The organism is Sphingobacterium sp. UBA2610, assembly GCF_002339225.1.
Taxonomy (GTDB): domain Bacteria; phylum Bacteroidota; class Bacteroidia; order Sphingobacteriales; family Sphingobacteriaceae; genus Sphingobacterium; species Sphingobacterium multivorum.
Genome location: NZ_DDKA01000009.1, coordinates 101,560 through 116,515, shown reverse-complemented (window position 1 = coordinate 116,515; position 14,956 = coordinate 101,560). Strand labels below are relative to the sequence as shown.

11 protein-coding genes, 1 tRNA gene and 1 pseudogene are annotated in these 14,956 nt (G+C 40.3%); 6 read left to right on the top strand and 7 right to left on the bottom strand.

The features are described from left to right. Window positions 1-378 precede the first annotated feature (378 nt). The 3 genes and pseudogenes from B4Z47_RS06330 to B4Z47_RS06320 all read left to right on the top strand — a co-directional run bounded on the left by B4Z47_RS06330 (window position 379) and on the right by B4Z47_RS06320 (window position 3,466). Window positions 379-440: transfer RNA gene (locus B4Z47_RS06330), tRNA-OTHER, on the top strand. A gap of 407 nt (window positions 441-847) precedes the next feature. After that, window positions 848-1,942, top strand: a pseudogene (locus B4Z47_RS06325) (slipin family protein). A 102-nt stretch (window positions 1,943-2,044) separates the two neighbouring features. Continuing rightward, window positions 2,045-3,466, top strand: a complete 1,422-nt coding sequence (locus B4Z47_RS06320) for an RtcB family protein (RefSeq protein WP_070563998.1) — start codon at window positions 2,045-2,047, stop codon at window positions 3,464-3,466. 60 nt (window positions 3,467-3,526) lie between these two features. On the opposite strand, the gene B4Z47_RS06315 is transcribed toward B4Z47_RS06320, so the two are convergent. The 4 genes from B4Z47_RS06315 to B4Z47_RS06300 all read right to left on the bottom strand — a co-directional run bounded on the left by B4Z47_RS06315 (window position 3,527) and on the right by B4Z47_RS06300 (window position 6,878). Next, window positions 3,527-4,819 carry a chloride channel protein gene (locus B4Z47_RS06315; RefSeq protein WP_236560203.1) on the bottom strand — a complete coding sequence of 431 codons (1,293 nt, stop codon included), beginning with the start codon at window positions 4,817-4,819 and terminating at the stop codon, window positions 3,527-3,529. A 92-nt stretch (window positions 4,820-4,911) separates the two neighbouring features. Then, window positions 4,912-5,370 carry a GyrI-like domain-containing protein gene (locus tag B4Z47_RS06310; RefSeq protein WP_046673474.1) on the bottom strand — a complete coding sequence of 153 codons (459 nt, stop codon included), beginning with the start codon at window positions 5,368-5,370 and terminating at the stop codon, window positions 4,912-4,914. Between the two features lie 61 nt (window positions 5,371-5,431). Further along, window positions 5,432-6,289 (bottom strand): DUF6265 family protein, encoded by an 858-nt coding sequence (locus tag B4Z47_RS06305; RefSeq protein WP_070564001.1) that lies wholly within the window; start codon window positions 6,287-6,289, stop codon window positions 5,432-5,434. A gap of 31 nt (window positions 6,290-6,320) precedes the next feature. Then, window positions 6,321-6,878: a DUF4256 domain-containing protein gene (locus B4Z47_RS06300; RefSeq protein ID WP_070564004.1), complete on the bottom strand. Its 558-nt coding sequence runs from the start codon at window positions 6,876-6,878 to the stop codon at window positions 6,321-6,323. Window positions 6,879-7,011: 133 nt separating this feature from the next. Between B4Z47_RS06300 and B4Z47_RS06295 the strand changes: the two genes are divergently transcribed. Then, window positions 7,012-7,881 carry a DUF808 domain-containing protein gene (locus B4Z47_RS06295; RefSeq protein ID WP_112374105.1) on the top strand — a complete coding sequence of 290 codons (870 nt, stop codon included), beginning with the start codon at window positions 7,012-7,014 and terminating at the stop codon, window positions 7,879-7,881. Between the two features lie 75 nt (window positions 7,882-7,956). Here the strand turns inward: B4Z47_RS06295 and B4Z47_RS06290 are convergent, their stop codons facing one another. The 3 genes from B4Z47_RS06290 to acnA all read right to left on the bottom strand — a co-directional run bounded on the left by B4Z47_RS06290 (window position 7,957) and on the right by acnA (window position 13,104). After that, a complete protein-coding gene (locus B4Z47_RS06290; protein WP_070564010.1) occupies window positions 7,957-9,342 on the bottom strand; it encodes a WG repeat-containing protein in 1,386 nt (461 codons plus the stop codon). Between the two features lie 139 nt (window positions 9,343-9,481). Further along, window positions 9,482-10,048, bottom strand: coding sequence for a pentapeptide repeat-containing protein (locus B4Z47_RS06285; RefSeq protein ID WP_070564014.1), 567 nt, complete (start codon window positions 10,046-10,048; stop codon window positions 9,482-9,484). Window positions 10,049-10,335: 287 nt separating this feature from the next. Continuing rightward, window positions 10,336-13,104: an aconitate hydratase AcnA gene (acnA, locus tag B4Z47_RS06280; protein ID WP_236560202.1), complete on the bottom strand. Its 2,769-nt coding sequence runs from the start codon at window positions 13,102-13,104 to the stop codon at window positions 10,336-10,338. Between the two features lie 233 nt (window positions 13,105-13,337). Here acnA and B4Z47_RS06275 point away from each other — a divergent pair, with 233 nt between their 5' ends. Further along, entirely contained in the window at window positions 13,338-13,868 is a 531-nt protein-coding gene (locus tag B4Z47_RS06275) for a TlpA family protein disulfide reductase (protein WP_070564020.1), read from the top strand. A 113-nt stretch (window positions 13,869-13,981) separates the two neighbouring features. Beyond that, window positions 13,982-14,923 carry a homoserine O-acetyltransferase MetA gene (gene metA / locus B4Z47_RS06270; protein ID WP_112374108.1) on the top strand — a complete coding sequence of 314 codons (942 nt, stop codon included), beginning with the start codon at window positions 13,982-13,984 and terminating at the stop codon, window positions 14,921-14,923. Window positions 14,924-14,956 lie beyond the last annotated feature (33 nt).

Below are 14,956 nucleotides of genomic sequence, written 5' to 3'. Positions count from 1 at the left end.
ACATCTGCGTAGTTAAGAGTCCCTTGTTTCTTTCTGATGCTAATTATTTATTTTTAATTGCTGTATAACAGCATTTTATGTTTTCTCTATATTTTTTTTACTTCTTTTTTTTTCTACGCAAATTCCCTGCGCATTAACCCAACGATATTTGTAATGTCAACAATGACAAACGTTCTTTGATGAAATTATAGCGAATAGCTTTAAGATATATACTTCTTGATGAAGTATTAAAGAAGCCTTTCTTCTTCAGTGGCATCCTGGTCACCTGTTTCAGTATAGCAGGTTAGTATTGTTCTCTATGAGAATCAATATACTGATAAAACGAGAAGTTGAAAGGAAAGTGCTCGTGTTAGAGGTTCGAGTCCTCTCCCGTAAAAAGGTAGCTCAAGGGTAGAGCAGAGCAGATAGTTGTGGGTCGTAGGTTCGATTCCTACTCCTGAGCAATCAGGATAGTTCAGTCTGGGTAGAACAACAGCTCAATCGTGTGGGTTCGAATCCCACTTCCATTTTCGGATGGAATAGCATAAGGGTATTGCACCGAACTGTCCATTCGGACATTCAAAGTTAAGACCTTCTTTAAAAAGGTCATTTGGTAGAAGCTTGCTATCTTTTTATCCTGCTTATGCGCTGTTTTCATGCGACTATGCAATTGATTGATGGCCTGAGATTCCTAAGATGTGGTATTTGAATTTATACTAAAAAGTCGTGACCAATAAGATGGGGTATTTGTTCACCGACTTTTGATTTTAAAAGCGGATACTTGGGCTTTTGAATCCCGCTTGAGGTCAAGGGATAAAAAATAGCAGGTTTTATAATAGCAATAATTAAAATTTAAAAGAATATACAAATGAAAAGAGTACAGATAACTACAGCGGAAATCGGATTGGTTATTAAAAACAATATGGTGGTCCGTGTTTTAAAATCCGGTAACTATTGGTTGGGATTTGGTGAAAAACTGGAGAAATATACAACTACTCATTCATTTCCTTCCGATCGTAATATCGATGTGCTTTTGCAGTTGGCAGGTTTTAGTGAATTGGTTGACATCGTTGAGGTGGGCGATACGGAGATTTGTCTTGTTTTTTTGAATAATAATTTCGAAAAGACGTTAGCCTCCGGCAGACATGTTTTTTGGAAGGAATTGCGTGAACGCAGATTTCAACTGGAAGACATTGCGGAGATTGAGGTTCCGGCATCTTTAAATCGTCAGTTGTTGGAGAAACAGAGTTTGAGCTATTATGTACGTCAGTATAAAATTGAACCAAATGAGAAAGCCCTGCTTTTTGTAGACGGTGTGTTTGTGGATATCTTGAAGTCGGGAACGTATTATTGGTGGAAGAATGCAAAAACCATAGCGATTTCAAAAGCTGATATGCGGGTTTTGACCTTGGAGGTGGTAGGACAGGAGATCTTGTCTAAAGATAAAGCACAGATCAGAATCAATTTCACGCTGCAATATCAGATTGTGGATATTGTCAAAGCACTATTGAATAATAAAGACCACGAGAAGCAATTGTATTCGTTGATGCAGTAGACCCTACGGTCCTATATCGGGCAGATGACGTTAGACGAGCTGATGGAGCGGAAGACTGAAATACAAGGCTATATCTTAGAAAATACATTACAACAGGTTGCGAGCATGGGACTAACACTGTTGACCTGCGGTGTTAAAGATGTTATTTTACCAGGGGATGTGCGGGACATCATGAACCAGGTGTTGATTGCAGAGAAGAGGGCGCAGGCAAATAGCATCATGCGTCGCGAAGAGACCGCTTCGACACGGAGTCTGTTGAATACGGCGAAACTGATGGAAGAAAACAGTATGTTGTTTAAGTTGAAGGAAATGGAATATGTCGAAAAGATCGCAGAAAAGATCAATACGATTTCGGTTTCCGGAAATGGACAGATTGTTGACCAACTCAAACAATTGTTTGTGAAATAAAAGATTATTAAATTGAAAGAGGTGCAGGTAGCAACGTAAAGAGCTGTTGTTACCTGCTTTGGAGGATTTGTAAAGCTACTCTATAAATTAGAAAGTAAGAAAATGGAAAATAAGAGAATAAACGGCAATGACTTAATTGCTTTGGGATATAAAGAAAATCATAGCTTGGGAGTAGCACTGAAGATCAACAGTAAAAGACACGGTTTTACGCGGGCAGAAATGCTTGAAAAGTTTAAAGCTGTTTTGGAAAATCCGACCAGCTATTCTGATGATGCTGTTTTCGGAATTTTAGCGAGTGCTCTGCTTGGGCAAGAGGCAATTGACAAGTCATTAATTGTCTTGAACGAAAACCCGGCGGATTATACCATTTACGGTTCGTCTGAAATTGAAACAGGGGCGAAAGCACAGATGAATATCGCCATGAAATTACCAGTTTCGGTTGCCGGAGCATTGATGCCAGACGCCCATCAAGGATACGGATTGCCAATCGGAGGAGTTCTGGCGACAAATAATGCCGTGATCCCTTATGGTGTTGGTGTCGATATTGGCTGTCGCATGGCTTTGTCCATCTTTGATCTACCGGGTTCATTTGTGGAGCACAATATAATGACGCTGAAAGATATTATTCTACGAAACAGTAAATTTGGGGCTGGTAATGGATACCTGAGACATGAACGCGTAGATCATGCTGTACTGGAAAACAAATTATTCAATGAGAATAGTTTACTTTCCTCCTTGAAGGATAAAGCCTGGACCCAATTGGGCTCTTCCGGTGGGGGGAATCATTTTGTGGAATTTGGTATAGTCGAATTTGAGGAAAGAGATGAGGTTTTAAACATTGATAGCGGCAGTTATTTGGGTTTGTTGACACATTCGGGTTCAAGAGGAATGGGCGCTACCCTAGCAGCACATTATACCAAGCTGGCCAAATCCCTGTGTAAGTTACCTTATCAAGCGGAAAATCTGGCTTATTTGGACCTGGATAGCCATGAGGGACAGGAGTATTGGCTGGCCATGAATCTCGCTGGCGATTATGCGTCAGCCTGCCACGAAGTGATCCATGACAAGATCACGTTGGCTTTAGGAGCTGAATTGTTGGCGAAAGTTGAAAATCACCACAATTTTGCATGGAAGGAAACTTGGAATGGTCAAGATGTTATTGTACACCGAAAGGGTGCGACGCCCGCTGCAAAAGGGGTAATGGGGATTATTCCGGGCTCCATGGCGACACCAGGGTTTTTGGTTCGCGGAAAAGGGGAGTCGAATGCTATACAATCGGCATCTCATGGGGCAGGTCGACTGATGAGCCGTACACAAGCGATTAAAACCTTATCTTCCCATGACCTTCATGCGATGCTTAAAGATCAAGGTGTTATGCTGCTTGGAGCAGGGATGGATGAAGCGCCGATGGCCTATAAAGACATCCACACTGTCATGGCTTCACAAAAAGATCTTGTTGATGTCGTGGCAAAATTTTCGCCCAAGATTGTCCGCATGGCAGATGATGGGAGCAGAGAAGACTAATGGCAAGAAAAAGCGGCTCAGATTGATGTCTGAGCCGCTTTCGTATTTAATTTCTTTTGATTACCTGGCCGTCGCCACTTCCTTATAGGTGTATACGTTATAAGGATATAGTTTTTTAGCTAGCGTTTTCGCAATAAAACTGCTGATGAGTAGGGGGGCTAGTAATAAATATCCGGAAGGAACAAGGCTTGCAATAATAAAGATCGCCGTGAAAGGTGCATGTATAGCCGCAGAAAGCATTGCTGCAGCACCAAAAAGGGCAAAATTAATAACCACCAATTGTGTGCCTAGATAATGGTTGCAAAGCTGTGCAAACAAAACGCCTAACAATGCACCTGTAACAATACTGGGGGCAAAAACGCCGCCGTCACCACCAGCACCTAGCGTCAGAGAAGCCACAAAAGGTTTTAAGAGAACAAGCAGGATCAACGGAAGAAAGTAAAGTAAATTGACAGAATCATGCAGACTGCTTTTTAGAACCTCTCCAAGACCATGATAGCTGTCGCCATAGAGTACCGGTAAGAAAAAGATAAATGTTCCAACGGTGATTGCACCCAAGTTGACACGGATAAAATTACTTTTTATGCCTGCAAAATAGGACTTCGCATAAATTACCGTTTTAGTAAAATATAATGCTAAAATCCCGCCAATCAATCCCAAAATAGCGACAAAAGGGATCGCTTGCCATCGCCATGCTTTTACCTCAAATGTAAACAAAGGACTTGCGTCAAGATAATAGACAAATACGGAAGCCAGGGCCATTGAAGTTAGTCCGCTAATGAGCAAGGTCTTGTTATATCTGCGTGCAATTACCTCAAAAGCAAAAAGAAAACCACCCAATGCACTTCCAAACAACAGGGTGACTCCAGCGATTACGCCAGCGCAGATCAACTCGGTTTTGTAAGCCCAAGCTGGATGTAATCGCTTATACGCTTGGTTACCCACCGTGGCTGATGCAACAACTGTAGAAACTTCAACACCGGTTGACCCACCAAAAACTACCGTTAGAAAACCATTGATATAATGTGAAGGAATCTTAAAAAAAGGTAAATGGTCTTTTCTTGTTTCTAGTGTCGTATAAATTTCTTTGATCCCTTTGTTTTTTCTGTTTTGAAAAGCGTATTTCCGTAAGAAGTAAATCGCTGTAATACCTATGCTGGGTAAAACAATAAAAAGTTTGGCATCCCAGGAAGATACACTTTCAAACAATTCTTCCTGTACATAAGCTGTGCTGTGTTTGAGGCTGTATGCCAATACACAACAAACGATACTGACGAGCGCTGAACTTCCAATTAATTTTAGATAGCTATATCGAACAACTTTTTTTCTGTATGTCGTATTGCCTTGCATCATGTTTTTCTTTAAATCGACACAAAGGTAAGGGTTATTTAGTTTAAAATAAACGATAAATACCTTAACACATACGTTTTGTTACGATAAAGACCCTAATGAATGCCTATGTATATATCCACCTTTGCATCGTGTGGGTTTTGGGCTTTTTCGCCATATATTTCGAGGTCTGCGGCATACGTTCTGGGTAAATCCGAACGCCATATCCTTTGCCAAGTTTCATAAACGATGCCATCTTCCAAATTTCCTTCTGCTGTAAAATGTCGGTAATGGTTTTCAGCGATATGAATACCGTCCAAGTCTTCGGGTAGTTCTTCAAGATTGCTGACTTTACAGCCTAATAAAGTCGTATAAGGCAATGTGTGATCTTTTTCATATTCGGTATAGATACAATAGAGTTCGCTGGATATCTTGTTGGGAATACGGCTCAACACATCTTCTTTAAAAAAGCGGGCCCAAAGTTCTGGAATGTCTTTCGCCGCCTGCCCATTTTGGTTGCTTGTACGGATGGCAAGACCTATTATACTGAATGAAGGGATTATTTTATTATTCATTTCGCTTAGTTTTCCCCAAAGTTAGATCGGCCAATGACAACCCTATGTCATGACCAAAGGGCTAATGTTGTTTTTTCCAGATTTTATCTACTTGGGACAGATATTCTGCCAAGGCAGCTGAACCATACCAGGGGTAAAACGAAGCTTCTAAGAGGCCGTTTTTTATCGCTGGATCGTTCTCTAAAATATGCTTTGCCGCATCAGTTGAAGCCATGTTATTTAAGATAAAAAGGCCCCGAAAGTTGTCGTCATTTTTTCCAAATGGGCCAGCAACAATCAATTGCCCATTTTTTACGAGACGATTGATATTTTCCATGTGACCTTTGAAACATTCATTAATGAATTGTTTGTCTGTTGTTTTATTCTCGCCAGTTTTGAGGAGGACAAAGATGTAGGATTTCATTCCATAATCATCAGCCCCCAATTTTTTTGCGAGCTCTTGATCGTAATTTGGGTTTCCTTCAGTCGTGGTCGGTGCAATTCTGCTCGCATAAAAAGACCTGGCTCTTCCCGATTTTCCTTCCACTACAATGTGAAGTCGGTTTGTGGCGACTGGTGTGTACCGAATGTAATTGGGGAAATCATGGGCCTCATTGATAAACGTATAGGTACTATCCTGATAACTTAGCTCAAAATTGACTTCTTTTCCATGGTTTTGTCCGATGACCAGTGCTGTGTATACAACTTTATCCTTTATTTTGGTCAATTTTAGGTATTCACTGACGATCTTTTGCCCATTTTTCAACGTATAGGAAAGTCCCTTTAATTCGTGTTCATTTATACGATCCCATTGTTCGTATTGCTCTTTATTGTCCACCTTCCATGTCCCTTCCAAGAACGATGGAAAAGATACTTGTGAAAAAAGCGGTTGGGCAGCTCCCCAGCAAAAGAGCAGGGTGGCTATTACAATTGTTTTCATATAGGTTTTAAATTTTGAAGGTTAGGGACTTTTAAAGAAAAAGTATGCAGCGAAATCCACGTGCGGCATAATAGGAGATTGCGCCATTATGATAGGTAAAGACTTGGTTGTAACGTCGGTCACAGAATAAGGCACCTCCAAGCTTGCGGATGGCATCTGGTGTTTGTATCCAGCTGGAAGTTTTTAAATCAAATTCACCTAATTGTTGAAGTTGGCGATATTGTTCTTCATTTAGTAGCTCAGTCCCCATTTTCTTAGCTTCTTCCACAGCATTCCCAATAGGCTTGTTTTCTTTCCTTTCATCCATGGCTCTTTGGTCAAAACAGAGGCTTCTTCTTCCTTTGGGACTTTCTTCAGCACAATCCACAAAAGCATACTGTTCTTTGTTTGCATCAATCAGAATAAGGTCGGGTTCGCCAGCGCTCTTTTCCATTTGGAACAAGCTCCACAATTTCTTGGGATTTTCAAGTAATTTATGCGCAACATCATCCCAACTGATCTGTGGATGTCTTTTAGGAAATTTCTGAAACCTTTGTTTTAGTGTTTCAAGTAGCATTGACTGTTCCTGCAGTGTAAGTGAATTTTTCATAACGGTTGTCCTTGTGGTATTAAAATTACGTATTTAAATCAAATGTAATGTAGCTTAATATTACAAATGGATTAAATTCTTTAGTTCAAAATTGAATTAAATTTATATTTTTACGTTCAATTTTTATATAAATATGGCTTCAGGAATATTTGCAATACTAGATGATATTGCAGCGTTGATGGATGATGTAGCAGTGGCGAGCAAAATCGCAACAAAAAAAACTGCTGGAATCTTAGGTGACGATTTAGCGGTAAATGCAGAGAAAGCGACTGGTTTTTTGGCTTCACGTGAGCTCCCAGTTTTATGGGCAATTACAAAGGGTTCGCTGCTCAATAAGTTGATCATTGTACCTATTGCTTTATTACTGAACGTCTTTTTTCCAATTGCCATCAAATATATTTTAATTTTGGGTGGTTTCTACCTTGCTTTTGAAGGTGTTGAAAAGATTATTGAATACCTGTTTCACCGCAAACATGCTACAGAAGAAACGAAAGTAGAGACTGTCGTTGCTGAAAACTCAGTTGCTGTTGAAAAAGCGAAGGTAAAATCGGCTATCACGACAGATTTTATTCTTTCCGTGGAGATCGTCATTATCGCTTTAGGAACAGTTCTTGGAAAAAGCTTGTCCTTACAAATTATTACGGTTTCGGTTGTTGCTTTTTTAGCCACAGTTGGAGTCTATGGTATTGTGGCACTTATCGTTCGGATGGACGATGCGGGTTATAAATTGATTAAAACCTCCCGTGAGAAAGGCCCTGTAGCGAGTTTAGGTCGTTTTTTAGTCCGCGCACTGCCTTTTGTTATCAAGTTATTGGCTGTGGTTGGTACATTTGCTTTAATTTTAGTTTCAGGCGGAATATTTGCGCATTATATTGATTTCTTACATCACGCGCTACCCGCTCTGCCAAGCATGCTAAAAGAGCTGTTATTTGGCCTAGGTGGAGGCATAATTGTGGTGATTTTATTTACGATCGGCAAAATGCTGTTTAAAAAGAAAAAATAACCTTATACTGATCATTGATGATCAGCAACCAAAAAGGCAACAGATAGATCTGTTGCCTTTTTTGGTTGCTGATGTTTAAATTATATCTGTTGCCTCTGCCGCAGCATCTATTTCCACACGTTCGCCTTTTGTATTAATCAAAATTACATCGTCCGAATCCGCTAATGAAACAGAAGCCACGCCATCGCTGAACGAGGTAGCTCCACTGTATATAAATGGTATTGCAACTTTTCCCTGACCATCTAAATACCCATACTTTCCACCTTTGCTTGCAAGGAAAAGATTGGGTTCTTCGGTAATTGAAATCAAATCGTAGTCGGGCGCAACGATTTTATTGGTCTTAATATCAGTAAGATTATACTTGTCGTTTTCAATGCTGACGAAATGCGTTGCATTGTTTTCAGAAATAAAGCTATACGTTGCCGGGACAATTATTTTACCCGCTTGATTCAATATGCCATATTTATCTTTCACTTGAAATACAGCATAGCCCCCGTTAATGAATGATATCATATCATAATTTGCTGGGATCAAAATTTTACCAGACTTATCCATGACCCCATATTTTTCGTTTAGTCCAAAAACCAGTTGGCCAAGATGGTCATCGTAACCTAAATAATCGTATCGGAAGGGGAGGATTGGTTTACCGGTGAGATTAATGGCACCATATTTTTCATCTTTATATTGAACTATACTCAGGTCGCCAACAAATGGAGCAATGTAAAGGTATTGTGCTGGCACAATTGTTTTTTCATCGCCGTCTTTTACCCCCAAAAGGCTAGTTGCAGCATCTTCAAATAAATAGAGATTTTCAGCAATCTGGTTGCTATCTTCCGCATCCTCTTCGTCATCATAAATGGATGCTACTTGTTCATAATCCTCAGGTACAATAAAATCCTTTTCGTCCAGTTGGCTATCGGTGATGTTCTGCGCAATCATATTCATGCCAAGCGGTGTTGTTAGCTGCAGCACAGCCCCAGGTATTTTTTTGAACAGATCAAAGCCCTCCCAATAGGCGACTGGCAGTTTATCGCTATACCAAATCGATAGGGTACTGTTTTCCGCGTTATCTTCCGAAATAGGAATTTCTACCTGCGCTAGTTTGCAGGGATAACCAGCGATCATTTTCGTCTGGTTTGGGACGAGTTTGATCGCATGTGAGCTAAGCTCATTTTCTTTCACGACATATTTTGCCAGTCCTGGGTATAATATAACCGATTGCTCTTCATTTTTTTTAACGAGAAAGATGGACTCTTCGCCGTCTCCGGAAGCCGATACAACTTTTATTTTATCATTGTTAACATAAGCTTCGTAGACAGAAACTGGAGCTGCTTGCGCTTCTTCGCTGGGATCGACGGAATAGGTAATGGCATAGTTGATCTTGAATGCTTTATTGATTTGTGCAAACGACATGCTGCTGGCCGCCAAGATAGCTACGAACGATAGGGATATTTTTTTCATCTTCTTAAACTTTGAAAGACAAATATCCTGATTCAATGTAAGGTGTTATATCCCTGAAATCCGTTATTTAATGATAAATCGAAATCGAGCCGATCTCATGCAACGATCTTCAGGCCCTTATCAAACCCCATTCTGAGATTTAATCGATGGCCAACTGATATTTAAGCAATAGTCCAGGCAGCTGTTCCCGACCAAATTTACTTTTTTTCATGCGATTGGCCTCGGGATCGAGCTGGATGTTGATGGAGGACCGAAAATCACAGCCTTCGAGATTGCTTTGTATAAAACGGGCATTTAACAAATTCGCTTTTCTAAACACCGCCTGTTGCAGATTAGCTCGTTCAAAATCCACATGTTGTAACGAACAGTGATCAAACTGAAATTTCTTTATATTTCGTTCAAAAAAAGAGGAGTAATCCAATACCGAGTTGCTGAAATTAACATGAAAGGAAAATGAACTACATTCATTAAAGTGTATACCTAGCATTTTGCAGTCATTAAAGACAACATGATCTAGTTGTGTGCCCTTCAGACTGACGTTGGAAAGATTACACGATTTAAATTCACAATTTGTGAAAATGAGGTCTAACAGTTCCGCGCTCTGAAAATCACATTGCTCAAAGGTGCATTTGTAGAATTCCTGAACTTGTTTCAGTTCAGGAGTCCATGTTTGTTTCGTGATTGTTTGTTCGATAAGTTCTTTCATTCTGTATGCTGTTGGCATTGATCTTAGCGAAAATAAACAATTCTCCCGAATGATTTTACTTTAAAATGAAGTGAATGCGCTACATCCGATTATATGCAAAATACCTGATTTCAGGGATAAAAAGGGTAATTTTTTCCAACTATATTTGGCATAGCCATAAAACATAATTCTGGGGGCAAGACTGAAGTATTGTAGAACTCTGGTAGGTTTTAATATAGTTGTTAAAGGGCACTCTATAGAGTGCCCTTTACTTTTTTAGCTATTTCGATTCTTCAATTTGCCGAATATTAGTTGTTTTTTAAATATTGCCGTAGCACATATTGCAGAATACCGTCATTCTTAAAATATTCGATTTCAATGGCAGAATCGAGTCTTGCTTTCACTTGAAATGTGGTTGTTTTTCCATTGTCATGCACCGCCTTTACCGAGAGGAGTTTATGGGGTGTTAAATCGTTCGCAAGTCCCGTGATGCTATAGACTTCTGTTCCATCTAGTCCTAATTTCTCTGCATTTTCGTCATTGATAAACACAAGTGGTGCTACCCCCATACCGACAAGATTACTTCGGTGAATACGCTCAAAACTTTCAGCAATAACCGCCCGTACGCCGAGCAGGAATGTTCCCTTTGCAGCCCAATCTCTTGAGGAGCCCGAACCATACTCTTTTCCTGCCAGCACAATGAGTGCAGTGTTGTTTTTTCGATATTCCATTGCGGTTTCATATACCGTCTTCACCTCATTGCTTGGGAAATAACGGCTAAATCCACCTTCACGATCAGTAATTTTGTTTTTAATACGCACATTGGCAAATGTTCCACGCATCATAACTTCGTGGTTCCCACGTCTAGATCCATACGAATTAAAATCTTCTTTACTTACCTGATGTGCGCTGAGGTATTGCCCAGCCGCAGTTTCTTCTTTGAATGACCCTGCAGGTGAGATATGATCCGTTGTAACCGAATCACCAAGATAAAGTAACACCCTTGCATTTTGGATGTCTTGTATCGGATTTGGTACAGCCTGTAAATTTTCAAAAAAAGGTGATTCTTTAATGTAGGTAGACGTGTTGTCCCACTGGTAATTTTGATCCAGATTCACTTCAAGTTCTTGCCAGTCTGTTGAACCATCGAAGATGACATCATAAACTTCTTGAAAATCCGATTGTTTGACGCAGGCATTGACGGTTTCCATAATATCCTCGCGGCTCGGCCAAATATCTTTCAGATATACGGGCTCACCATTCGGGTCGTAGTCGAGCGGCTCCTCCAAAAGATTAATATCAACTCTTCCGACTAACGCATAGGCAACAACAAGCATCGGCGACATTAAAAAGTTCATTTTTACCTGAGGATGCACACGCGCCTCAAAATTTCGGTTACCAGACAATACCGATGCGACAATGAGTTCACCTTTTTCCACTGCCTCTGCTATTTGTGGTGGAAGAGGACCCGAGTTTCCAATACAGGAGGTACAACCGTAACCCACCGTGTGAAAACGCAGGGCATCGAGATCAGCACTAAGTCCTGATCTTTCAAGGTATTGTGTAACGACTTTTGAACCAGGGGCTAAGGAGGTCTTTACCCAGGATTTGGTCCGCAGTCCACGCTCGATAGCGTTACGGGCCAATAATCCTGCGCCGATCATCACAGTAGGGTTCGACGTATTGGTACAGCTTGTTATGGCGGCAATGGCAATACTGCCATCACTGACAATATATTCTTTATGATTGTGCTTGATGCGCACAGCATGAATAGACTCTTGGATAACTTCATGCGGTGAATCATGTTCAATAGGTACCTTACCAAAGGTAAACTCCGTACCAGACCCGCCGTCGGCAAGCCAAGCAGATTCCGATCGCTGTAGAACAGGGATATACTGTCGATGGTGTTCGCTATCCAAGAGATGTGAAAATGTAGTTTTTAGATCTTTCACAAGAATTTTATCCTGAGGTCGCTTAGGGCCGGATACAGTTGGCTCCAGACTTGATAAATTGAATTCAACAACCGACGAATATTGAATTTCTTCCTTGCCTGTCCGCCAAAGTAAATTGCTTTTACAATAATCTTCAACAATTTTAATCTGTTCGGCACTTCGATTGGTGCTATGCATGTATTCAAGGGTTCGGTCATCGATCGGAAAATAGGTAACCGTACAGCCGAATTCTGGTGACATATTGGATATTGTCGCACGATCTGTCACCGAAAGGCTGTCCAATCCATCGCCAAATACTTCAACAAATTTGCCCACAACACCTGTATCACGAAGTATTTTTGTGATGGAAAGAACCATGTCCGTCGCGGTGCATGTCGCTGGTATTTTGCCCGTAAGTTTAAGGCCGATAACCTCGGGGCAGGTGAAAAAGATGGGTTGTCCAAGCATGGCTGCCTCGGCCTCAATACCACCAACTCCCCAACCTAATACACCAATACCATTGACCATTGGTGTATGCGAATCTGTCCCTACTAATGTGTCAGGAAAAAGCCAATTGTCACGTTCAATGACTCCTTTGGCAAGATATTCCAAGTTGACCTGATGGCAGATACCCATACCTGGGGGAACAACGGTAAAATTTTTTAATCCTTTCTGTGCCCATTTAAGGAGTTCATAACGCTCACGGTTGCGTTCATATTCCAACTCGACATTCTTGTCATACGAGTACTGTGTACCAAAGTAGTCGACCTGAACGGAATGATCAATGACCAGATCCACCGGGATAGCAGGATTTATTTTTTGTCCATCCTTGCCATGACGGATAAATTCGGCACGTAGTGATGCCATATCGACTACAGCAGGTACTCCGGTGAAATCCTGCATTAAAATTCTGGCCGGTTTGAAGGGGATATCTTTGTCAACAGGTTGTGGAGTCCAATGAATCAGGGTATTGACATGCTCGTCTGTGATACTGAATCCATCATGGTTTCGCAATACATTTTCCAGTAGTATCCGGATGCTGAACGGTAGGTGCATAACATTACCTTGAGGGAGATCTTTAATAGAACTATACTGGTAAACTTTGCCGTTAATTTCAATTTCTTGTATTGATTTCTCTTTGCTCATATTCATTTACTTATTTTCATACTATATAATATACATATCCCTAAATTTGTTTGTAATATCTTTTACACTTACCTTTTCGCTTTCGTATTCTAACACCGAATTTTAAACCTCCATTGCCGCTGAAAAATCCGTTAAAAAAACGCGTGAAAAAATTCGATTAATTTTCTGCTATAAAAGCAATCAAATTAGGATACAAACGTTATGGTAATGTTTAAGCTTAGTTAAAGTGTTATATGACAAAAAAAGTAAATTATAGTCTCCTTTTATTGGTTAGTTTGTTGTTTTGCAATCCATTTTTGGTTAAAGCAAGCAAGCATTGTGTGGTCGAGGAGGAGAATAAGAGCAGAACCGAAGGATACAATCTTAGTTTTAGGGACAGTAAAAACAATATATTGAGCCTAAACCAGCTCAAAGGAAAAGTTGTGGTTATTAATTTATGGGCGACATGGTGTCCACCATGTCTTGCTGAGATGCCTTCCTTGGATCAACTCTATAAGGACTTTAAGGGCAACGATGCTATTGTTATTTTGGCTGTCGATATCGATGGAAATCTTAGCGCTTCGCGGAAGTTTATGGCGAAAAGAAAATATAGTCTACCGGTCTATCAATTAAATTCGGCTTTACCCAAAGAATTGAGTACCACAAGCATACCAACAACGATTATTTTGGATAAGGCTGGTAAGCTGGTCATTAAACACGTAGGTGGAATGAACTTTGGGTCGCAGAAATTCAGAAAATCCCTATTGGATTTAAGCAAGGAATAGCTTTTGGTCTTGGAGACTATAACAATATAATGGAAGATAATTTATGTTTCATTTAGCATTTATGGCATTTTCTTGCTAATTTTGCATGCTAATTGTATAAGGAGAAATTATCTATGCCGGTCAAACTTCCTAATAACCTTCCTGCCATTGAGCTGTTGAAAAAGGAGAATATATTTGTCATGAGTGATTTAAGAGCAAATGAGCAGGATATCAGACCGCTTCGTGTTTTGGTACTGAACTTAATGCCGCTTAAAATTACGACAGAGACAGATTTTATTCGTTTGCTGTCAAATAATCCTTTGCAGGTGGAAATGGAATTTTTGCGACTTGAAACGCATGTTTCAAAGAATACCCCCGAAGAGCATTTGGAAATGTTTTACAAGAGCTTGACCGAGGTTAAGGAGAATTTCTACGACGGAATGATTATTACGGGGGCTCCAGTTGAAATGGTTGCTTTTGAGGAAGTGACCTACTGGGATGAAATTCAGACCATCTTCGACTGGGCAAGGACCCATGTAACATCAAGTTTGTATATCTGTTGGGCGTCTCAAGCTGCATTGTATCATTTCTATGGTGTAGAGAAGAAGCCATTAACGGAAAAACTTTTTGGTGTATTTAAGCACACTGCGTTAAACAAAAGACATCCTTTATTCCGTGGATTTGACGATGAGTTCTTTATACCGCACAGCCGCCATACAACAATTGAGAAGGATGATCTCCTGGTAAAAGAGGGTTTAGAAATTCTTTCAGAATCGCCAGAAGCCGGTATTGCTATCGTTTCTTCACGCGGGGGACGCGAGTTTTATTTGACGGGACATTCAGAATATGCTCCTTTTACACTGGATGAAGAGTATAAAAGAGACTTAGAAAAAGGGCAGGAGATTGCTATGCCGGCAAATTATTATGTTGATGACAACCCCGAAAATCGCCCTCTGGTGCGCTGGACAAGTCATGCGAATCTTCTTTTCAATAATTGGTTGAATTACTTTGTGTATCAAGAAACTCCTTTTGATCTAAAAGACGTGGTTTATTTAGGCGAAATCAAACAAGGATAATTTAATTCCTTCAAACAAAAACAGCTAAAAGAG